Annotated in this window: 18 protein-coding genes and 1 pseudogene; 4 read left to right on the forward strand and 15 right to left on the reverse strand. The window is 40.3% G+C overall.

Annotated features, from left to right (window positions below; genetic code table 11):
* The first annotated feature begins 8 nt into the window (after positions 1–8).
* From ACWPWY_RS07010 to ACWPWY_RS07020, 3 genes are all read left to right on the forward strand, one after another.
* Positions 9–887, forward strand: a complete 879-nt coding sequence (locus ACWPWY_RS07010) for a carbohydrate ABC transporter permease (RefSeq protein WP_454191014.1) — start codon at positions 9–11, stop codon at positions 885–887.
* 751 nt (positions 888–1,638) lie between these two features.
* A complete protein-coding gene (locus ACWPWY_RS07015; RefSeq protein WP_454191015.1) occupies positions 1,639–2,019 on the forward strand; it encodes a hypothetical protein in 381 nt (126 codons plus the stop codon).
* A 418-nt stretch (positions 2,020–2,437) separates the two neighbouring features.
* The gene (locus ACWPWY_RS07020; protein WP_454191016.1) at positions 2,438–4,030 is read left to right on the forward strand and encodes a bifunctional metallophosphatase/5'-nucleotidase; all 1,593 of its coding nucleotides are present in this window, start codon (positions 2,438–2,440) and stop codon (positions 4,028–4,030) included.
* A 117-nt stretch (positions 4,031–4,147) separates the two neighbouring features.
* Here the strand turns inward: ACWPWY_RS07020 and phnE (ACWPWY_RS07025) are convergent, their stop codons facing one another.
* The 5 genes from phnE (ACWPWY_RS07025) to ACWPWY_RS07045 form a co-directional block, all read right to left on the reverse strand.
* Positions 4,148–4,954 carry a phosphonate ABC transporter, permease protein PhnE gene (gene phnE / locus ACWPWY_RS07025; RefSeq protein WP_454191017.1) on the reverse strand — a complete coding sequence of 269 codons (807 nt, stop codon included), beginning with the start codon at positions 4,952–4,954 and terminating at the stop codon, positions 4,148–4,150.
* Between the two features lie 13 nt (positions 4,955–4,967).
* Positions 4,968–5,783, reverse strand: a complete 816-nt coding sequence (gene phnE / locus ACWPWY_RS07030; RefSeq protein ID WP_454191018.1) for a phosphonate ABC transporter, permease protein PhnE — start codon at positions 5,781–5,783, stop codon at positions 4,968–4,970.
* Positions 5,776–6,570, reverse strand: coding sequence for a phosphonate ABC transporter ATP-binding protein (gene phnC / locus ACWPWY_RS07035; RefSeq protein WP_454191019.1), 795 nt, complete (start codon positions 6,568–6,570; stop codon positions 5,776–5,778). The genes phnE (ACWPWY_RS07030) and phnC overlap by 8 nt, the downstream gene beginning before the upstream one ends.
* Before the next feature lie 107 nt (positions 6,571–6,677).
* Positions 6,678–7,784: a phosphate/phosphite/phosphonate ABC transporter substrate-binding protein gene (locus tag ACWPWY_RS07040; RefSeq protein ID WP_454191020.1), complete on the reverse strand. Its 1,107-nt coding sequence runs from the start codon at positions 7,782–7,784 to the stop codon at positions 6,678–6,680.
* 1,148 nt (positions 7,785–8,932) lie between these two features.
* Positions 8,933–11,656: an S-layer homology domain-containing protein gene (locus ACWPWY_RS07045; protein WP_454191021.1), complete on the reverse strand. Its 2,724-nt coding sequence runs from the start codon at positions 11,654–11,656 to the stop codon at positions 8,933–8,935.
* A 376-nt stretch (positions 11,657–12,032) separates the two neighbouring features.
* On the opposite strand from ACWPWY_RS07045, the pseudogene ACWPWY_RS07050 reads away from it, so the two are divergent.
* Positions 12,033–12,230: pseudogene (locus tag ACWPWY_RS07050) on the forward strand (hypothetical protein); the annotation flags it as partial.
* Positions 12,231–12,313: 83 nt separating this feature from the next.
* Here ACWPWY_RS07050 and ACWPWY_RS07055 read toward each other — a convergent pair.
* From ACWPWY_RS07055 to ACWPWY_RS07100, 10 genes are all read right to left on the reverse strand, one after another.
* Positions 12,314–13,567 carry a mechanosensitive ion channel family protein gene (locus ACWPWY_RS07055; RefSeq protein WP_454191022.1) on the reverse strand — a complete coding sequence of 418 codons (1,254 nt, stop codon included), beginning with the start codon at positions 13,565–13,567 and terminating at the stop codon, positions 12,314–12,316.
* 296 nt (positions 13,568–13,863) lie between these two features.
* Entirely contained in the window at positions 13,864–14,454 is a 591-nt protein-coding gene (locus tag ACWPWY_RS07060) for a hypothetical protein (protein WP_454191023.1), read from the reverse strand.
* A gap of 558 nt (positions 14,455–15,012) precedes the next feature.
* Positions 15,013–15,225 (reverse strand): hypothetical protein, encoded by a 213-nt coding sequence (locus ACWPWY_RS07065; RefSeq protein ID WP_454191024.1) that lies wholly within the window; start codon positions 15,223–15,225, stop codon positions 15,013–15,015.
* 453 nt (positions 15,226–15,678) lie between these two features.
* A complete protein-coding gene (locus ACWPWY_RS07070) occupies positions 15,679–16,392 on the reverse strand; it encodes a DUF5694 domain-containing protein (RefSeq protein ID WP_454191025.1) in 714 nt (237 codons plus the stop codon).
* 255 nt (positions 16,393–16,647) lie between these two features.
* On the reverse strand, positions 16,648–16,866 hold the full coding sequence (locus tag ACWPWY_RS07075; RefSeq protein ID WP_454191026.1) for a hypothetical protein: 219 nt from the start codon (positions 16,864–16,866) through the stop codon (positions 16,648–16,650).
* Between the two features lie 240 nt (positions 16,867–17,106).
* Entirely contained in the window at positions 17,107–17,940 is an 834-nt protein-coding gene (locus ACWPWY_RS07080) for a uroporphyrinogen-III synthase (RefSeq protein ID WP_454191027.1), read from the reverse strand.
* Entirely contained in the window at positions 17,933–18,298 is a 366-nt protein-coding gene (gene nirD / locus ACWPWY_RS07085) for a nitrite reductase small subunit NirD (RefSeq protein ID WP_454191028.1), read from the reverse strand. The genes ACWPWY_RS07080 and nirD overlap by 8 nt, the downstream gene beginning before the upstream one ends.
* A 20-nt stretch (positions 18,299–18,318) precedes the next feature.
* The gene (nirB, locus tag ACWPWY_RS07090) at positions 18,319–20,760 is read right to left on the reverse strand and encodes a nitrite reductase large subunit NirB (RefSeq protein WP_454191029.1); all 2,442 of its coding nucleotides are present in this window, start codon (positions 20,758–20,760) and stop codon (positions 18,319–18,321) included.
* Positions 20,761–21,091: 331 nt separating this feature from the next.
* Positions 21,092–21,556, reverse strand: a complete 465-nt coding sequence (locus ACWPWY_RS07095) for a hypothetical protein (RefSeq protein WP_454191030.1) — start codon at positions 21,554–21,556, stop codon at positions 21,092–21,094.
* Between the two features lie 248 nt (positions 21,557–21,804).
* On the reverse strand, positions 21,805–22,341 hold the full coding sequence (locus ACWPWY_RS07100; RefSeq protein WP_454191031.1) for a chloramphenicol phosphotransferase CPT family protein: 537 nt from the start codon (positions 22,339–22,341) through the stop codon (positions 21,805–21,807).
* Positions 22,342–22,454 lie beyond the last annotated feature (113 nt).

The raw sequence follows: 22,454 nt of genomic DNA on the forward strand, positions 1-22,454 counted from the left end.
GGAGACATATGCAACCGGCAAAAATGGTAGATCAACCGATCACAGTACAGAAGCAAGCCAACATGAAGAGTACGACCATAGGGAAAATACTAATGTATTTCATTCTAGTGAGCCTGGCGATCATCTGTATCATCCCCTTTTATTTAATGCTCATCTATTCCACGCATAACAATGCAACGATTGCATCAACGTTTACTTTCCTTCCAGGATCGTTTCTTATTGATAATTATATCAACATGGCTTCTAAAATTAATATCTGGAGAGGTTTCGCTAACAGCTTTTTTATTGCGGGATCTTCTACCGTGCTCTCTTTATATATAGGTGCGCTTACCGCATATGGTTTTGCTAAGTATAAGTTTAAAGGCCGTACCGGGCTGTTTTTGTTTCTGCTCGCTACAATGATGGTTCCAGGGCAGCTTGCTTTGATCGGAATGTATCGCCTGTTTAGTACACTTGGGCTTTTAGACAGCTATGCAGCAATTATTTTACCCGCAGCGGCTAATGCGTTTAATGTGTTTTTTATCAAACAGTTTATTGAAGGCAGTATCCCAGATGAAATTATTGAGTCTGCTCGTGTAGATAGCGCAGGGGAGTTTCGAACATTTAATCAGATTGTGTTACCGATTCTTGGACCTGCTATTGCTGCACTCGGAATCTTTACGTTCATTGGATCATGGAACAACTTTCTCACACCGCTCGTTCTTCTTTTCTCATTAGATAAATATCCGCTCCCTGTACTCGTTGCTATGGTGCAAGGATACTATGGAATGGATTACGGATTACTGTATCTAGGTGTGGCCATCTCGATCGTACCTATTATCATTGTATTTTCAATCTTCTCCAAACAAATTATAGGAAGCGTGGCGCTTGGGGCTGTGAAAGGATAGCTAAAATACAAAAAAACAAAGCTACTCTGCCTAATTCGCAGGTGGCTTTATTTTTATGTAATGTGAACGAGCTTACGCATTCAGGGGATATGTTGAAGGAATGTAGGATGAGCTGGTTATTAAACAGGAACATACGTTCTCGTGTGCGTTAAAATCAAACCATTTGAGTCTAAATAGACGTAATCAGGTGATCGTTTTATGCGTGGCGATACAGAATTGCTGCTTACAACTGGCACCCTGGGGAGTCTTCACATCCATGAAGCTGTATTTATGAGAAAAAGGATGCCTGAAATACCTTATATCAACTAAAAAAGGGGATTAAAGTGAAATATATACGGATATATAGCTAAAAATGATCAAAAAATGCGGTTTTTACGAGGTACGAACATATGTTCTAAAATGAGAATGAAGTCAAAAAACTATAGATGAAAGAGCATAAAATCAGAAGATTTCTTCTTTTCATACCTAAATAAGAGTGTGTTATAACAAAAAAGTAGATATCCAAGGAAGAAAAAGTGCAGTTTTATACGGTGAGGAACATACGTTCCCAAATGAATGGTTTCAGCTTATATACATAAGGACTAAACATAGAGCCATGTGTAGTCTCATAGGAATGGAGATTGATACGATAATTCCTGTTCAAGTCTAAAAAGAAGTTTACCTTGACACGTACTGGATACATCGTATACATTTGTATACAAATACCACGTGTATACAAATGTATACGATGAGAAGAGGGAGGAAACGATTCATGCCTGAAAGAGAAGGACGTCAAGGTAGACATGGACGTAGAGATCATGAAGAACATCGAGGTCAGCGAGGTCGGAGGTCATTTGATAAGGAGGGAAAGAGAGATATTACTGGTGGTGCTCCTCACAAAAAGGTCCAAACGTTTCGACGTGGAAGAGCAATTGCTTTTTTAGAGAAACTTCAAGTCAATCGTTCGACTTTACAGCGTCAGTTAGAAGATCCGCAATTTGAATCCATTAAACAGGTCATTAGTGGTGAACTGAAGGCAACCGAAATGGTGATTGATGATTTTATTCATATGTTTCAGCTTCATGTGTCGGAGGGCAGTATCGATGATACATCAGTAGAAGATGCCAATGAAGAAGGAAAAGATCAGACTTGATGCCAAAAGGTATATTAAAGCCCTATATTAAAGAAACAGAGAAAATCAAGCATGCACTGAAAGTCGTATTCGAAGGACCAACAACCTTGTCCTATCACTTGTTTGGAAAGGGTGGGAGTTAATATAAAGTACCGGGAATGTCTATATGACTTTTCGGTGCTTTTTATTCTTAGTAGAGAAATAAGTAGATATTCTCATTCAGAAGTGAACTTAATATTTATTATGTTAACCTACGACAGGATGCTACATAGATTCCCCATATCATATTGCATGATATATTTTTAACCTACACATAACAAACTGTTTAAAATCTGTTGTTGTATTACAAATATAATAAGAGTGGAATTATAAGAATAGATGACGTTGATCTCAATCAGAGAAGAACATATCATGCAACTTATTAGGGGGACATCTTGAAATGGGAGTGAATTCAGGTAGTGAGGTTGTCATCACACTGCTAGAAACAAGCGATGTGCATGGACACATTTATCCAACAGATTATCGGGGGGCAGGTGACAAGCCACTCGGCCTAGCGAAACTGTCTACGATCATTCATAAGGAACGGGAAAAAGACCCGGGTCTTTTGCTTATTGATAATGGTGACCTTATACAGGGAACACCTTTCATGTATTACTATACTAAATATGATAGAACAGGGATGCATCCAGCAACGAAACTGTTGAATCGCCTTAAATACGATGTAGCTGTACTTGGTAATCATGAATTCAATTATGGTCTAGAGCTGCTAGATAGCCATATTGATGGCGCTAAGTGTCCTTATTTGACTGCTAATATTGTCGATCAATCGAATGGTGAACCGGCATTCGGCTTGCCTTATCGAATATTTACGATGCAGGAAGGGATCCGTGTGGCCGTGCTCGGTGTAATAACGCATTATGTTCCTAACTGGGAAGACTCGGAAAACATTCGTGGGCTAGAATTCAAAGATGCGTTAGCGTCTGCACAAGAGTGGATTACTCATATTCGTAGAACGGATCAGCCGGATGCTGTCGTCGTCTGCTATCATGGAGGATTTGAATGCGATCCAAGTACCGGAGAGACTACGGAGCCTCTTACAGGGGAAAATCAGGGCTATGAGATGTGTATGCATCTCGAAGGGATGGATGTTTTGCTAACGGGGCATCAGCATCGTCTTCTTGCCGGTGAATTAAATGGCGTTGTGTATGCGCAGCCTGGTTCAGCAGGACAAGCGATTGCTAAAGTGGAACTTAGATTTGAGCGGGATGAGGAAGGCAGATGGGAGATATGTGGCAAGAAGGCACTGCTGCTCCATGCAAGCGAAGTAGAGGCAGATCAGGAAGTGCTTGCGCTTTTTGACGATGCGGAACGAAACACCCAGGCATGGCTGGATCAGCCTATTGGCAGTGCAGAAGGCGATTTATCGATTACGGATCCATTTACAGCGAGACAAAAGGATCATGCTTTCACGGAATTTATTAATCGGGTACAGATGGAGGTTACGGGTGCGCCTATCTCCTGTGCTGCTATTTTTACGAATAAGGCAAAAGGGTTCACTGAACACATCACGATGCGAGACGTTGTATCTAACTATATCTATCCAAATACCCTGAAGGTACTCCTACTAACAGGCCGCGATATTAAGGATGCCCTGGAGCAGAACGCTCTTTACTTTACGATCGAGCAGAATACCGGGAGATTGCAAGTATCTGAGGGATATCTGCAACCCAAACCGCAGCACTTTAATTATGACATGTGGGAAGGCATCGAATATGAACTAGATATCTCAAGACCCGAAGGAAGCCGTGTTAGTAAGCTGCTGTTTAACGGTGCCCCTATGAACCTAGACGATTCCTTTGAAGTGGTGATGAATAGCTACCGAGCAGGTGGAGGGGGCAACTTCGGAATGCTGATGAATAAACCTGTAATCCGAGAAATCCCTACAGACATGACCGAGATTTTGGCTGATTATATCATGAAGCGAAAGGTTATCTATGCATCATGTGATCACAACTGGAAGGTCGTTTATTGAAAAAAAGTCAGTTATCTATTGTTTGTGTACACAGCAAAAACCACCAATACCATTGGTCACATGGATTTGGTGGTTTTATTTCTATTTTGATGAAAACTAATCATTACTTCACAATACTTACCCATGAATGAGCTTGGAACGAAGTCGATTAGACACCCATTCGATTAAGAGAATTAAAATAACCAGACCGATCAAGATCGAGCCGACCTGATTCCATCGATAGCTGTTCATGGCAAAGATCAGCGGTGCTCCAATTCCCCCGGCACCAACCAACCCAAGGATGGACGCTTCACGCATATTCATGTCGAACCGATAGATCGTAACCGATAGGAATAATGAGAACAGCTGCGGTAAAATGCCGAAGCGGATTTTTTCAAAGGTTGTACAGCCTAGGGACGTCATCGACTCTAGTACTTTCTTATCCAACTCTTCAATGGTATCGACATAGAGTTTTGATAACATTCCAATCGAAGTCAGCCCTATAGTAAGCACACCTGTGAAAGGTCCTGGTCCGGATACACGGATAAACATTAAACCGTAGACAAGTGCTGGAATAGTTCGAATCATAATAAGGAGGAACCTCGTGATCCAAGCGATCGGTTTCGGTACAATATTGGAGGCCGCTAGAAAAGCAAGCGGAACAGACAACACTGCGCCTACGAATGTCCCTAAAAAAGCGATAGCTGTCGTTTGAATAAGTAAATAGATGACGCCCTGCTTAGATAAGTTGAACAGCAGATCAAGATCTGGATTACCGATTCCTTTTATGATGTTCAGCGCGATCACGAATCCATTCTGATTCATATCTTTGAAGTTTACCGTACCTAAAGACCAGATGAACAGAATAAGAACGATAACCGTAACGGTCAGCACATACCTGCGATTTCGAGGGGAAGCCAGCATTTGCTTCTCTATTGTTGTCATCGAATTAATCTCCTCAAGTTAACTTTTTTCTGAAATGCTCACTGATCGTTTCAATTACATATACGGTGACGATGAGTGACAAAATAATCATTCCCACCCTGGAATAATCTCGCCAGCCGATGTTTTCATGGATCAGCAGTCCAATTCCTCCGGCACCTACGTATCCTAGAATAGCTGCATAGCGAACGTTTCCTTCAAAACAAAACAGAGAGGTGGATAGATAACGAGAGAGCACTTCCGGATAGATCGAATATCGAAAGGCTTCCACACGGGTCATTCCAATCGATTCCATCGCCTCAAAAGATCCCATATCGACGTTTTCGATCTGTTCATATACTAATTTACCGACATAGGAGAGGGTAAAGAGCATAATGGCCACCAGTCCTGCCATCGGACCTAAACCGAACACATAGGTAGCGATCAGCGCCGTTACTAGCGTAGGCAGTGTTCTGAGCAGGCTAAGCATGATTTTAAATATGGCTACGACCGCTTTATTACGAATAACGTTGGAAGAAGCCATCATGGCGAACGGAAGAGCTAGAGCAGCGCCAATAATGGATCCTAAAAACGACATCTGCAGGGTTACGAGCAAGGCATTCCATAGGTGAGGAAAGTAACTCCATTTTGGAGGAATCATCTCGCCTATAATAATAAAAAAGTGATTTATCCGGTCGAACAGCATTTGGATGTCGAAATCAGTCAGTTCAATGGATGTCGCAGTTAAGGCAGCAAGAATCAGTAATATGAAGGGAAGCCGTGATCTTTTCTCCATGATGATTTTACCGTTTGATAAAACCATCTTTTTGGGTGGGAAGAGTTTATCATACATGGCCTGAAACCACCTCTAACGTAGATGCAACCTCTTCGTTCTTCTCATCAGAGACGTTTCCATAAATTTCGTTCAAAATGCTCTTTGATACCTCAGTGGGCGCACCATCAAATACAATTTCTCCTTCACGAACTCCGATAATGCGGTTAGCATACTCCAAAGCGATCTCTACATGATGGATGTTCATGATCACGGAGATATTCATCGTTTGATTGATTCTTTTGAAATCTTCCATCACAATTTTAGAAGTGACAGGGTCAAGGGAAGCGATCGGTTCGTCCGCAAGTATGATATCTGGATTTTGAGCGAGTGTACGGGCAAGCGCAACCCGCTGTTGTTGTCCGCCGGATAGCTGATCTACACGAATATAAGCTTTATCCAAAATCCCAACTTTATCTAAAGCCTCTAATGCCAGTAATTTTTGTTCTTTCGTAAAAATGCCGGTCAGCTTACGCCATATGGATAGATCCGGTACGAAAGAAACGAGTACGTTTTTTATTACACTTATTCGATTGACGAGATTAAAAGATTGAAAAATCATTCCGATTCTTCTTCGAAAGCGGCGAATCTGTTTCCCACGCAACTTCGATACATCCACACGATCCACTAATAACTGTCCAGCTGTTATGTCGTGCATTCGATTAATACACCTGATCAATGTCGACTTGCCAGCGCCGGATAAACCAATGACAGCTACAAACTCTCCTTGTTCAATCTTTAGATTTATGTTGTTCAAAGCAGTTGTGCCGTTCGGGTACGTTTTTTGTACATTTATAAATTCGATCATGGAAAAACTCCAATCTTATAGTCTTTAGCTGCCAAGCAGAAAAAGGAGAACATCTTAACCATCACGATGCTCTCGCTTTTTTAGCTGCTCACCTTATTTGTGCGCTGTTAGTTTTTCATTTCTCTAATAATATCTTGAGCTTTTCTTTCGGCATCATAGTCTGAAGATTGCGCTGCTTGATAACCTTCATGGCTATAGACTGCAATTACTTTTTTGCCTTCTTCCGTTTGTGCGATGGAGATGAACGCATTTTGAAGAGCTTTTTTAAGATCATCCGTCATAATCGAACTGTTCTTGCTTACGCTGATCGTATCATTGTAAATTCCATCTGTTACGGCAATTACATTGGTCTCATCCCAAATCGAGCCTGGGCGACTAAATTCATTCGTCCATTGTTCGTTGTAATCTCGTCTTGCATCTGCGAAAGCTACGATAACATCAACCTGTTCTGCGGCTAATCGGGCAAAGGAGCTGCCGTAGGAGTCAGATGTAACTACATGTGCTAGATCAGTAATGCTTTTATTAAAGTTTTCTTGAAGCCATAGAGTAGGATAAATATATCCAGCAGAGGAGGAGGTAGACATAACCGCCCAGTTCGCATCGTTTACATCTTCCCATGTCAGATTTTCTCCATTGTTGGCTTTCTCAGCTAATGCTTGTCCTTTAGCGGAAGGACCTGCAATGAAGAGGGAGCGATAATAAGTTGCCTGATCACTCGTCGGTTCCGTTGGCTTGTTATCGTTCCAGTCTTTAGCTAGTTCAGAGTCATTAGACAATCCTGCTCGTGTTGCAGTTAAAATAACGTCAGCTCCATCATCGTATAGAGCATAAGTTCCACCCGGTACAAACCCAATGTCTGTTGTGCCAGCGGTCAAAGCTTCACCTACGGCTTCATATGTAGTGCCTACATCGATGCTGATTTCTCCAACATTGAAACCTTCCGTTGCCAATTGGTTCTTTAGTAATTCTTTTAGCGGATCGGTTGCTGTAATAATATCTTCTGGATCTTTGGATGGAACAAAGCTGATTTTCAGCTTCTCAATTTCTTTTGATTCCGTACCTGAAGCACCAGATTGATCGTTGTTATCAGCACCTGATGATGAAGAGGATGGGGAAGATGTGTTTTGTGGTGAGCTGCTGGTACTGGTTCCACAACCTGCGATCAGCGCCATGACTAAAGTAAATAACGTGAACATCATGATCCTTTTTTTCAATTCATTACCCCCGATTATATTTGTAATTTTCAAAAGCGGACGAAGAGCGCTCGCTATTGATAGACAAGTTCATTGTATAATCTCTTTGTTTGTGATTTATAAGTGCTATGTCAAACCAAGGATAAAAATGGGAGTGATTTCATTGGTTTTGTCAAATAGGCTGCTATTATGACGTTTTTTAACATGGAGTTAATAATAATAATGATGCTTGAAGTAAGAGTTAGTGGGGATATTGTCGTAGTGGCTTCTAGGGGTGAATACAAATTAGTAATAAATGGTAAAATTATAAAGGAGGTGAACGAGAACGTTAAATTTATTTGGGATTTGATAGTGCATAGCTGGTGTTTTGTTTGGTTCGTGGATTGAAGGATGATTAAGAAGTGTCAGTTAATATTGGTGTTTAAGAGTTGAAGCCTGAGAGGTTTGATTAAGTGAATATGTTGCTGTTCTAATAAGAGACTGACTGCAAGAAAGACAGTTCGTTGATTTTTTAAAGTGAAATAATGTAAATCATAAATCTTGCTTGAGAAGTGAACTGTTGTAGAATATCAATGATCATTACGATGATGTATTAATTTTTTATTCAATAATATTAGAATAAGAACATTATGGAAAATTAATTAAAATTCAAATTGATAAGGATTTAGTTTAAACAAAAAAATCAATGAATGCATCATACAATGAATTTTGAGAGTTGGATTGTTTGAAAGTAAACAGCAGCAACTAAATAAGCAACAAATGAACATAAAAGAAGCAAAGAAGACCAACAACAAGCAGAGTGAATTATAAGTATAAGAAAAAGAACTTAAGTAGTGATCCAGAGCGTTTTTCTCATACATAATCACAAAACCCGTATTTTGTACATATGTACAACCCTTTACATCTAATCGGCAATTGGACTTTATTCTTGTCCCTTCCGTCAATCGGTACAAGTTCTTATCCCCCGACAATTATATTTTCCAATACTGAAGTTCACTACCTGTCCTTCAAGTAGATCCCTTCGTGCCTTTCTCGACAACAATTCACATTTAATATTCCGGTGGTTAGTCCCTTGATAATGTCATTTAACAAGTCAAAGTTGCCTTCTTATACCAAAAGTGTACAAGAAGGCAACTCAGATTGATTACATTCACACAGGAGAACTTTTCTCATTTTGCTACAACATGTGCGATGACACGATCCTCTTCGTAAGTGACAGTTACGTCATAACCATCAGCGGTTACACGATCAAATTCCCCCTTCACTGCACCTGCAGTGAGTATAGTAATATCTTTTGAACCATTAATCTTATAGTTAGAAAAATCCAGATGTAGACTTCCGCCATCAAGATACAACATTTTACCGACATTAACTTGACTGTTATCAGAGTTCATTACCATTTCTAAAGTTCCGCTATCCATTGTAAAGTTCCTACTTAAATTCAGTGACGCTCCATGAACATTAACTAAAATCGTACCATCCTCTAGATATAAGTCACCCGTACCAAAAGACTTCACAGATTTAGCCTCCAGTATTCCTGCTTGCAAAAGCGTACCGCCTGTGTAGTTGTTTTTCCCCGTCAATGTAAGTGTCCCTGTTCCTTTTTTCGTAAGCATACCACTACCTGAAATATCGTTTCTCCACCAGTCTTGTGCATTAAATCGACCTCTAGAAGCATCCATATCTACCGTTACATTGTCTAAAAACGCACTATATCCATCAGCTGCAGTCACCAAATCCAATCGGCCCCAACCATTTGACTCGTCTAGTACGGGGTAACCAGAGTCAATTGATGTAGTATACAACACTTCTCTGCGCTGCTCATCCGTTAAATACGGTTGACGAGTTTTTAATAGGGCCCCTGCTCCTTCCGGTACAACTGGTGCTAAACCTTTTATACCTGTTTGTGGTAGACCGTAAGTAAGCTTTTCTCTATAGAAAGCTTTATTCGCTTCATGATTTTCCCATTTTGTTTCAGTATATGCACTCTTAAAATTATAATCCTCTGTTACCGTATGAGCATACTCGTATAGACTCATATTGTTTGCCGCAGCTGCTGCTCCAAACACATTCCCTGCGTTTTCATACGCCTTCTCTAACAATTCTTGATTTTCTTTTTTATTGAATGCGTATGCTGCCATGGCTGTAGCTTGTATTCTTGCACCAATTACATCCAGAGGCGAGTGCATCCCGGTGAAAATTCGGTTTTCGCCCATTTGAGCTGCTCTGGTTAAAAATTCAGAGTATCGCTCAGGTGTAGCGTGTGCAAATGGGAAAACAGATAGGTATGATGCACTCGTATGACCGCTTGGGAACCCCCCATCTTTACCTCTTCCATCCTCAGCTACTCTTCTTACATAGCTAAGTGCAGGAATAATCTCAACGTTGCTTTCATACTTTTGGAAATGTTTTTCGCCAGTTGCTTTCGTTCCACCTGAAGGTAAAGGCTCATTTTTTTCTACTCCTTCACCAAGCGTTTCCCAAACAGGTAAGCCATTGCGATCTACGATCTCTTTAACCTCACCGTTTGAATTCATTCTCCACGGTCTAGGAGAAGAGAAGAAATATTTCGCAGGATTAGATGATGCAGGAGTTTTAAAGCGAACTGAATCAAATAAAGCTATCATATCTGCTAGTTCGGAATTGGCCCAGTCGCTTCCGATTCCTTGGCTTTCGTCTTCCACAGTCATTTCTTTCAATACGACATCCATTTCATGAATATCTCTTTCAACACTAGTCATTGGCTTGATTATATCTACATAAGTGTTAGCCAGAGGCCCAAAACCATCCATCATACTATAAACCTTATCTCTTTGGTCATCGTAGTAGGCTGCCAGTGCTTCTTCTTTAGTGCGATTTTGCGTAATATCTTCTACATATTTTATATTCGCAACCCAGGTTGCTTTATTTCTAATCTCTTCATTCGCATATGTTTTCTTATTTTTAACTATAGCGGTTATATCGTTCTTAAATCCGTCAAAATATAAGGTCGGCCCGTCTTCGTACTTTACGGTTTTTCCGCTTATTCCCTTCTTAGTTAGGGCTGTTCCATCTCTCCATTCCGGTTGGTTCATGGACCATACTTGGTCAAAACCATCCAGAATTTGAATGAATGGATTTGAGTTGGCAATGCTTTTCAAAGTGTTATCTGCCGCATTTTCACCATGGTGAATTGGAGATAAAGAGGTTTTGGGAGGTGTAACATTCAGTTTATTTGTCGTTCCTACTGGTTTAGATGGTTTAGAACCTACTTTAGTATTCATTTCTAACGCATTTACCAGTACATCGACTGCCTCTGCACGAGTAATGGAATGAAGAGGTTTATAACTTCCATCTGTATATCCGGATATAATTTTTGCCGATACTACTGCACCAACAGCTCCTTTGCTTTCTGCCGATATAGACGATGAATCGATAAAGACATCTGTGGATTCCTTGTCTTCCGTAAGATTCAAAATACCGGAGATAATCATTGCTGCTTCTTGACGAGTTACAGGATTTTTCGGCTTGATTGATTCATCTTTATAGCCATTCATATATCCAGCAGCAGTGGCTGCAGCTACGTCCTTGTAGTACCAGGCACTCTCAGAGACATCCGTATAACTAACCTTCGTTTGTTCTGAATACCCAAAAGCAGCATTCACCAAATTCATAAACTCGGCTCTAGTTATCGATTTGTTCGGTTTGAAGGTATGATCCGAATACCCTCGAGCCAATCCTAGATCAATCCAAGCTTGAATTTTGCTTTCTCCCCAGTGTCCCTTAATATCGGAAAATTGAACCTTCTGATTTGATGCGAAGCTTTGGTCTGCAAACGATGTACTCGCCATAGATAACATTAGAAGAAAGGCTAGCGATCTTTTTGATTGTTTTCTCATAACCTGAATCAACACGCTCCTAGTGAATGTTCTGTCTATAAAAACAAATGAAGAGAAAGCTCCATTTCAATTGTCTGATATGTCGTTACTTTAGCACTTAGAATTGAGGGCGTCTATAAAACGATTAGCTGATTTCACTCTTCTTCACATCAATAGTAATCAAGAGTTTACTAAGCTGACTGGAGACTGAACAGGATAACTGTGCTCATATGTACCTATCTTTCTAACATGAGTATCACGCAGAATGGAATGGCCAGATTAGCTAAGACTGAATTCCACTTTGCCACAACTGATCCTCCTCTCTCTAGCATACCTTATACCACAGATGGGATTCGACCGATTCATTCGTGATTTTGATTAAATGAATGTAAAATCATAGCTAAAAGACCATCGCGGTGAAGGGTCTCTTATTATAGCCGGCACAGGACTTGCTGGAGGGTTACTTGATCCGCATTATTACACTTCCGTTATTATTATGGTGATTGTCACTACACTCGTTACGCCACCAATGTTAAAAATCATGTTTGCCGATAAATATACTCACAAACGTAGTGACAATTTAGGAGATAAAGATTTCTACAAGCTGTAACTCGTTTTTAATACTTTGAGTTAAAAGTTTAATGAAAAAACGACCACTTCATGGTGGCCGTTTCCGGTACTTCATTTTAGGACTTAATATCCGTGTGAAAACTGTGTTTCTTGTTTTAGTTGAGCAATATCATGACCTGTTGGATTCTGGAAAGTTCGAAGTCCAAATGATGGCGCAACGGCAAAAATATGGTCGAAAATATCCGCTTGAACCTTTTCGTACACTCCCCAAGCGGTATCATTACTAAATGCATATATTTCGAGGGGGAGTCCATTATCTTCTGGCGCTAGCTGTCTGATCATGAGCGTCATATCCTTATGAATGTTCGGATGATTTCTCAGATATTGATGGATATATTCTCGGAATACACCTATGTTAGTCAGCTGCCTTCCGTTCACACTGCTTTCTGTGTTAATCCGGTGTTCGATGTTGTACGTGTTAATTTCATCTGATTTGGTCGAAATATAATCTGTAAGATAGTGTATTTTTTGAAATTCTCCTATCATCTCTTCAGTACAAAATGTAATGCTGGTTGTATCAATATAGAAGCTGCGCTTAATTCTTCTACCACCGGATACCTGCATGCCTCTCCAGTTCTTGAACGAGTCCGAGATAAGTGCATAGCTTGGAATCATTGTGATTGTCTTATCAAAATTCATAACCTTTACCGTGTTTAAGGTAATATCCATGACTTCGCCATCTGCATCATATTTAGGCATTTCGATCCAGTCACCTACACGCACCATATCATTCGATGATAATTGAATACCAGCTACCAGGCCGAGTAAAGAGTCCTTGAAAACCAGCATTAGCACAGCCGATAAAGCCCCCAGCCCACTCAGGATTATCAAAGGGTTTTGCCCAATTAGATTCGAGATGACGATAATCCCACCAATAATGAACAAGAAGATTTTTGCTACTTGGATGTACCCCTTAATCGGTCGAATCTTAGAAACCTCAAACGAACGATAGATGGCATCAAAAGCATTAAGCAGAGAGTTAAATACGGAAATCATTATGACAATCATGTATGTCATAGCTGCTTTCTCAATCAAGGCTTGATAGGTTGGAAAGACATAGGCAGAATAATAGATGATCATTGCTGGAACAAGATGGGACAACTTATGAAACACCTTTTTCTCTACAATAATGTTATCCCAGGTATACCGATTATTGTTGACAATATGAATAATCGACTTCAAGACAATCTTCTTGGCTACATAATACGCGAGTATGGAGATCATCGCTATCAAGACAACCATAATTAGATTCGAAAGATATCCAATAGTTGCTTCGTTCATGCCAAATCCTTCTAGTTGATTTCTGATAAATTTCATAATATCCCCCAGTTCAGTTTAGAATTAACCTTTTATTATAGATTAGATTGGGTTCCAAATAAAGCTTAATATAGATTGCAGTCATAATTTCTATCAATTCTACTTACTCTTTACTAAGATATTTAATAGTGATTTAATCTAATTTCTCATGAAAATGAAATGGTATAGTATGTAAATTTAAAAATAACAAAAAGGAAGCAATTTGCCAACTGGCAAGTTACTCCCTGCTATTTTTAGTTTAATGTTTCCCGTTAGCATAACGTTTTCAGTACATTTATGAAACGTCCGTAATTATCTTAAACGACTAATTCTTTTAATGCAGGTTCAAAATTTGTTAAATCTGAAAAGCTTTGACCCGTTTCGTTTATCTCCAAGAATCGGTTCATAACAGTTTCTTTATCCCTTTCTATTATCCATAGTGAAGATAAGTATTTTGCAAGACCGTAAGTGTTCAGTTTATGTCCGTTATCTAACACAAGTCCAAACATCATTAGAGAATCTTCATGTCTTTCTATTCTATTAAATGAACATCCCAAATTATTTAGAGCGACGAGTAATGATCGTTTTGAAGTTCGAGAGTAGTTTAGTTGACTCCAACTTCCCAACAATGGTGGTGCTGTTTCAACATTTTCTATCGAGCAAATTTTATCCAATTGTGTTGGAAGTAATTGATGTATACAAGAAATAATTGAATTTATCCCCTCTTCATCTTCACGTAAATAATTTCGTTCCAAGAGCAACGAAAAATATGCAATCTTTGAGAAAAGAAGATTCTGCCAAGTGTCGTCCTCATTAATTAACCTCAGCATATTTTCAAGAGCAATATCGAGTAATTGTAATTCATTTAATTTTAATGAGGATGCCCATGACGGTTCGATGACTTTCAAAACGCACAGCCCGATTTTCACTCGATCTATTTGATTGTGTACAGGCGTATAAATACCATTCAGTCCAATCCTTGAAATGGTCGCCTAGGGACAAAGTTAATGCTTGTGTAGCGTCTGATACTAACCAGTGAAGTTTTTCAGGATATAATGCTATCTTCCCCCAGTTAACAAACTCTAAGTGATTCTGGTACAAATCATTCGTGTTCCTTAATAAGGCATAGTTATCGGAAAGATTCCAATATACCCAGCCTTCTTCATCTAATGATAGCTTTTTCGATTTCTTGATATGAAGGAGGTCAATTATTTCGATACTATCGTTAGCGTTAACTAGTTGATTAAACTTTTCATAAATATCCCTTTTTCCACCACCCTCTTCGAAGGAATATATGGATTATACATACTTCTTCAAACTTATAACAGACTGATAATTACTCCCCGTCTTTGGTATAATTAAATTATGATAAAAGGTAACGCGGATCAGGATCGCAGGTCTGTCGAATTCATAGCAATCTTCTCACGTTTTGGCTCCCACTTATCTGGCAGTCTTTTTGCATATCCTTATCTTTCTTCAAGTAAGTTATTTTCATTAAAAAGACCCTCTTCAACAAGCTCATCACTTGCGATCATAAAAATTATCCCCAATATTTTTAAGCCAGGACCGTAATCCTGTGAATTTAGTGATGTATTTAATTTTTTTAAAACAATATTCTCGATTTCAGAATAGGCCTCTTCTACATCCTCCATAATTTCTCCAGTGAAGTAAAATTCCATAATATGATCCCTTTCTATTACCAATCCCTTTTATTTAGCTTCGGTCTTTCCCCATTATTATTTTTCTCATATTTTTTTCAGTTGCCATTGATACACCTGTTTCTTTGTCCGTAGCCATAATGACCATTCTATAATTATTTTCACGGTAGCGTTTTTGCTTATACCTTTTAGTTCCTCTTGCATATACATAGCGTATAAGAGATTGGAAGCAATACATTATAAGGAGAGGATGATTTTTTCTCTGCTGTTGAAATAGAGCGTTTTAGAATTGGCAGAAAAAAATTTTAATTCAATCAATTAAAACCACAAGTGGTCAATGAAATTTTAGAATGATCCATTAAAATAAGCAGCGGCAGACCAAGACTCGATAAATAAGGTCTTAGTCTGCCGCTATTGTCGTCCAACTAACGTTTTTTCTTTAGCTGAATAAACATAGATTCCGATTGTTGTAACTTAGTTCAGATACCTATCAATGTGTTCCAATTCAAATAATCCACTCTCACGGATGAATTGCTTAAGCAAATAATTATGACCGCTTCCATAAATGACAAGAATCCGATCATCTTCTGTAGCCAATCTAGCAATGTTGGAATAAATAATTAAGTTTCTCCTGTACCACCAACGTAACCAGAAGCTTCCGATGTAATCTGGGTATTCACCGAAACGTGCTCTGTACCGAATATAGTATTGATGATCGAAAGCATTTAACTCATCATCGTTATGATTACGGATCATTTCTAGCACTGTTCCGGGTTTGAACATCTTATGTAGTCGTTCCACCCACTCGTTTGATTCGTTGTATAGCTCAGGCTGTTTTTTTTCTGCTTCTTCAAAGCCACGTTCCAATAAGTCTTTATCCGCTTGATCCAGATGCATGTAATCAGTCGCATAAATTTGCTCGTGTCCTAGATCACGAGCAATACGATATCCTAATTGCTGAATCTCGTCTGCCAATAGTTCTGAATCCCCTGAAAGAAATTTCTGGTATTCTTTATTAAGCTCATCATTTCGCTCTAAAACTTCCTCCACACACACCTTCGTAGGACGAAACTCCGCTATCTGCTGCGACAATTCTTGAATTTCTTTCTGACGATAGGGTTCAAGGATGTCATCTACATATCGAAAATGGAAAACACCCATCACTAACACAACTGGCTTGCTCCTCATACTTACCATCTCTCCTGTTTTCAAATAACTAATTCATAGCTATTCGCCTCCAATAAGTAAATCCCTTCCAACGACGTGTGATTTGCTACACTAACCTGCCTGTTTACTTCATGAAATAGCATTCAAATTTCAGCTTAGATATCTACCTAATCGGCAATAGTATCTTGTTTTGTCCCCTGAAAAAAGAGAGCAGCGGGCTTAGTAACCGGCTGCTCTTTTTTAGATTAAAATGCTACTGTTTGAATCCACCAAACATTACTTTGTTTGCTCCATTTCATCTTCTGGATAAACGTCCTCATAATCTTTTATTAAACTCTTATCTCCTATAAAAAAGGATTCGACAGTAGGAAGTGCTTCCATCGTTTGTTCTACGCCATTACTTACGGAACCTCCGCCTGCCATGATTCCTATATTTCTGTCATGGATCTCTTTCTCGGAGTCAAGTTCTCTTATCCTGTTTCCTTTGTCATCCACATAAAAGGACTTATCGATAGTTGTAGCAAAGGCATAATCTTTGTTAGATTCCTTAAGAATACCGTATTTCCCAATTGGGAAGGTATATATGCCATCCCCATCTGGTTTTTAAAAACCGTTTGAAATTCCCCTATATCAGACTGGTTCGAGGAAAAAGCAAAGACTGTCACCACTCGCTAACACCCCGAGTGGGACAGCCATTGAATTCTAACTTTTAATCCAGAACTAGTGTCTCCGCTTTTAATCTGCCTTTACTCCAATTTGCTGACCTTCATAATAATGCGCGATCTCCACGATTAAAGCACCCATTCGTTCTTTCTCCGGCACGATAATCCGGCTTATCCCTTTATCTCGAAGTGCTTCAGCTGTTACTTTGCCGACAGCGGCAGCCAGCACATCCTGTTCAAAGACGGATTTCACCTCTTCTTCACGTCCATGTTCTCTCGCATAATCAAATAAATATCCGACTTGAACTCTTGTCGTAAAACAAACGGCATCCACTTCTCGCTGAATCAGCTCATTCATAATCGTTGCAAGCGTCTCCTGCTCAGGAGCATGATAACGATAAGGAAGTACGGCCTGAACATCCATGCTGCCCTTACTTTGGATAAACTGATATAACTGCGACGACAACTCGCCATGAAGCTGAATCCACACCTTTTGATTGGTAAAATCAAACACCTCAAGCTTTTCGATCATACTGGCAATCGTTCCATCGTCATCACAGACGACCGGATGAATACCAGATTTCTTTAAGAAGGCGTTTGTTTTGTAACCACGGCAAGCGATCTTGGTTTCTTTCAATCTCTCTTCGAACTCAGATAGAGCGTTAAGCCTCTCCGCAGCCTGAATCATGGCTTCAAATCCAATACCTGTCGTGAAAATAAACCAGTCTGCCCCCTGCCGGGTAAAACGTTTTACATCCTCCTCCACCTCAACCGGATCAGAATCCGTTAATCCCTGAAGTGACCGGACAAAGGGGACTCCACCTCTGCGTTCAATAATTCCAGCCATTTCTTCCGTCTTTTGCGATCCGGCAATGACAATTTTTTTGTTCTGAAGATCTTTACTCATGGATCTCCCCTCCCCCATTCTTAAGTAATCCTACTTGTACCTCGTTTCCGAGAACTTGAACCGGATAGGTCCGAACCTCTCCCGAATCAGGATCAAGCACCTGACCATCTGATAACGAAATTTTCCAATCACAGATCGGGTCGAACAGGACCTCCCCGGATATCATTCCTTCTGCAATCGTGCCTCCGCGCGGCCCAGGACTTCTATTCTCAAGTGCATAGATTTGTCCGTCCGTTGTCTTGAATACTGCAATCTCTTCCTTACCTAAGCGCACAACCCGTCCCAGTCTCTCCGTAAAATCATCCACATTGCCAACAAGGTAATACTTGTATTCATTTCTATTCAATATCGGTTCCATCTTGCAGCCCCTTTCTGTTTCTAGTCCTGTTTCGTGGAGACACGGATCTCTTCAAACATCCGTTCCCTTAAATTTGGATTATTCAGGATTTCACTCCAAGGTTCTTTCACCTGCGCCAGAGCGACTTCCATTCGCTCAGCCAAAGCCCGACGGTTATCCAGATCACCAACTACCGCCTCGGTGACAGACTCTAATCCCATCCGTTCGATCCAATCCGAGGTCCGCTCCAGATATTTGCCTGTCTCCCGGTAGTACTGTATGAACGCGGAGACAATCTCCAGAAGTTCTTCATCTGTTCGCACCTTACACATCAGTTCAGCAAGTCGGGCTTTAATCCCGCCATTACCGCCAACATAAATTTCCCAAGCCCCTTCATTGCCGACGATCCCAATATCTTTGGTTGATGACTCCGCGCAGTTACGCGGACAGCCGTTTACGGCAAGCTTGAACTTGGCTGGCATATCTAGCCGCTCGAACTTCTTCTCGAGCATTATTCCCATTCCCATCGAATCTTTCGTACCAAAACGGCAGAACTGTGATCCCACGCAGGTCTTTACGGTACGCAGCGCCTTCGCATATGCATAACCGGACGGCATGCCAAGGTCCTTCCAGATCTTCGGCAGGTCCTCCTTTTTGACCCCAAGCAGGTCAAGCCGCTGACCACCGGTTACCTTAACCAGTTTGACGTTGTATTTCACTGCAATATCAGCAATAAGTCTGAGATCCTCCGGTGTAGTTACCCCGCCATACATCCGCGGCACAACGCCAAATGTTCCGTCCTTCTGAATGTTTGCATGCATCCTTTCATTCACAAAACGTGAATCCTTCTCGTCCATATGCTCAGCCGGCCAGATCATACCTAGATAGTAGTTCAGCGCAGGACGACATTTGGAGCATCCCTCCGGGTTATCCCATTCCAGCGCATACCTTACTTCTTTAGATGTGATAAGCCCTTTTTCTTTAATCGCCGTCACGACTTCATCTCTACTCAATGTGGTACAAGAACAGATTGCTTCCTGTTTCGCCGCTGCTGAATCATATTTGTCCCCGAGCACATATTGAAGAATCTGCTCTACAACAGGTCGGCAGCCTCCACAAGAGCGAGATGCACTGGTTGCTACCTTGATCTCATCCACCGTGGTTAATCCTTTTTCGTTGATGGCATCCACAATATGTTTCTTCGTCACTCCATTACAACCGCATACGATTTCCTCATCCGCCAGCTCTGCGACCGTATTCCCGGTTTCGACCGAGGATTGTCCCACAATCGCATCATGAATAGCATCTGTCATCACGGTGCCTGTTCGAATCCACTGCTGCAGTCTGGAGGATTCCTTTCCATCACCGATTAAAACACCGCCGACAATCCGTCCGCCGCGCAGTAGCACTTTTTTGTAAATACGACGCCAGTCATCATGCAACCGCACAATAGACAGCCCTTCTGCATCCATAAACTCCCCGGCGGAGAACACATCTACGCCAGATATTTTGAGCTGAGTCGATACAACCGATCCTTCATACGGACTCGTGTCAATTCCGCACAAATGTTTCGCAAGAACGGCTCCCTGTTCAAAGAGTGGTGCTACAAGTCCATATGAAATACCTCTGTGCTCGTTGCACTCCCCTACCGCATAAACGTCAGGTACGGAAGTACGCATATAATCATCTACCAAAATACCCCGATTGACCGCAAGCCCGCTTTCCTTGGCTAATGCAGTATTTGGCCTGATCCCTACCGCCATGACTACGAATTCCGCATCCAGCGTCGTTCCGTCGGAAAAACGAATACCGCTGACCCGCTCTTCTCCCAGAAACTCCTCGGTCTGCTTGCCAGTAGCAAATTTCAAGCCTTGGCTTTCTAGCTCTGCCTGGAGCATCAGTGAGGCGGTATGATCGAGCTGGCGCTCCATAATCTCCTCGAAAAGATGGACCACGGTCACATCCATCCCAAGCTTAAGCAGTCCTTTAGCAGCCTCGAGTCCGAGCAGGCCACCGCCAATAACGGCTGCTTTCTTATATTGGTCAGCCGCATGGAGCATATGTTCACAGTCCGAAATATCTCTGAAACCTACAATTCCTTCTTTATCTGCTCCCGGAACCGGAAGCATAAACGGATTGGAACCGGTTGCAATAATAAGCGTGTCATATGGAACCTCCATACCATTGTCTGCCTGTACGATTTTACTCTCCGTATCAATATGCGTTATAGTCGTTCCCGTATATAACTCTATCCCGTTCTCTGCATACCAATCCCAGTCGTTCAGAATGATGTCTTCTACTGCTTTACTCTTTTCTAGTACATATGATAACTGGATACGATTGTAGTTGGGATAAGGTTCGCTCCCAAATACGGTGATCCTGTAGGTGCTGGGCGCGAGTTTTAATATCTGTTCCACCGTGTTGATGCCCGCCATTCCGTTGCCAATTAAGACTAGATGCCGACGTTCTTGTACTTCCACCATGCAGAAACCTCCTAAATAATATTCCTATCCATACAAAAGAGAACTTGTAACCTACTAAACATTACACGCATAACCGAACCATTTTTAGCAGATTTTCCCTATATATATCATAAGAAAAGAGGTTGATAAAAGGAACCCCTGCTTTCATTTTTTAAATAAATGATTCATCTTATGGTAGCCCTGATGTATCTCTTCTCTTTTATCTTTTTGTGAAAACACGACTGCCTAATTTACGATATAAACATATAAACTCACACCTTTATTATTGGTGTGAGTTTATATAATCTGGTAGCTTCTTTTTTTAATTGATTTATTAGGTACGAAAGTTGAGTTAGCTTAGAGGTTCAAAGGCTTGTACGCTAACTTTTCCACTTACTACACCATTAGCTGAGGAATAATCTAAATAAAAAACATGTTCAGCTGCGTTAGTAACATGAATAGTCTTATTGCTATTTGCATCAACAGAATATCTTCCGATATTATGTTTTTTACCAGATAAATCGTACGACACAGAGACTGTTAGAGATTGGGATGATGAATTGGTAATAAATACTCCATAATCGTATCCAGATGGCTGGAACCAGGAATTCCCAGCATTATTGAGATTAGCATTATCTATAACTAGGTAGTTAGTTCCTGGTTGAATTCGAGGATTAGATGAGTCTACTACAATAGACGATGGTGGAGATTCAGTAGCAATAAATGAACCATAGGACAACAACATTGTTCCGAGTATTACGGCAGCAACTAAAAAAAATTGTCCTTTCAAACGATTTAAACGAAAGAATTTTGCCATCCATCACAACCTCCTCTCACATCCAATTAATTGTAACTTAAATAAGTTATCAAACAATCACATACATTTGAAAGAATAATCCTGCTTTCTTTAAGTTTCATATGTACATCTCCTAACCTACGTTAAAACAAAAAAGCCGCTAATAGCGACTTTCAAAGGGACAATGTTCTTGTCCCCCGCAACATTGTTAAACAATAGATTTGATTGGGGGTTGTTTTGATTACCGTGTTGTCTGATGGATACGCCATTTAGGAAACACTAACATTTCCTTTGTGTAATTTCTTGAATACCGAGTATTCTTTATCAGACTTAATAAAACTTAATATCTTTTCGGCACATTCTGTTGGGTTCATCTCTTCTGTATTTACTTCGAGGTCATATTCGTCAAAGCAATATACTTTGCTAAACTGTGAAGTTGCTAGTCCAATCTGTCTATCTCCTCTTGCTTGTTCTCTTCTTATGAGTTCTTCTTTCGAGCATATTACACCTATAAATAGCGTAGGCCGATCGATAAATTGATCAAGAAATTCAGTAAACCTTTTGTCAGTGTCGATTACGGTATCTGCTATTACATTAAAACCTAATTCTAATAACAATTTAATTGTTGAATGATACACTGAGAATATAGAATCATCAATTATTTGTGAGACAACTTGATGATCTATTCCTCTTGGCGCTTCATCTGGGAATTTATTATTAACAAAATCATTGTAATTAATAAAAAATTCATCAACTGATAAATGATAAAAAGGAATCTCTTGAGGAATGATTGGGATTTCCTGCAAGTTAGCTCAACGAACCAGCTACTGAAGAAGCACGGATACCTCACTTTCCTCCCCCTTGTATCGTTTCTTGTGCACTTATTTTAGTTAATGGATCTTTTTATACTCATTTTTTT

This window comes from Paenibacillus sp. Marseille-Q7038 (genome assembly GCF_965111595.1).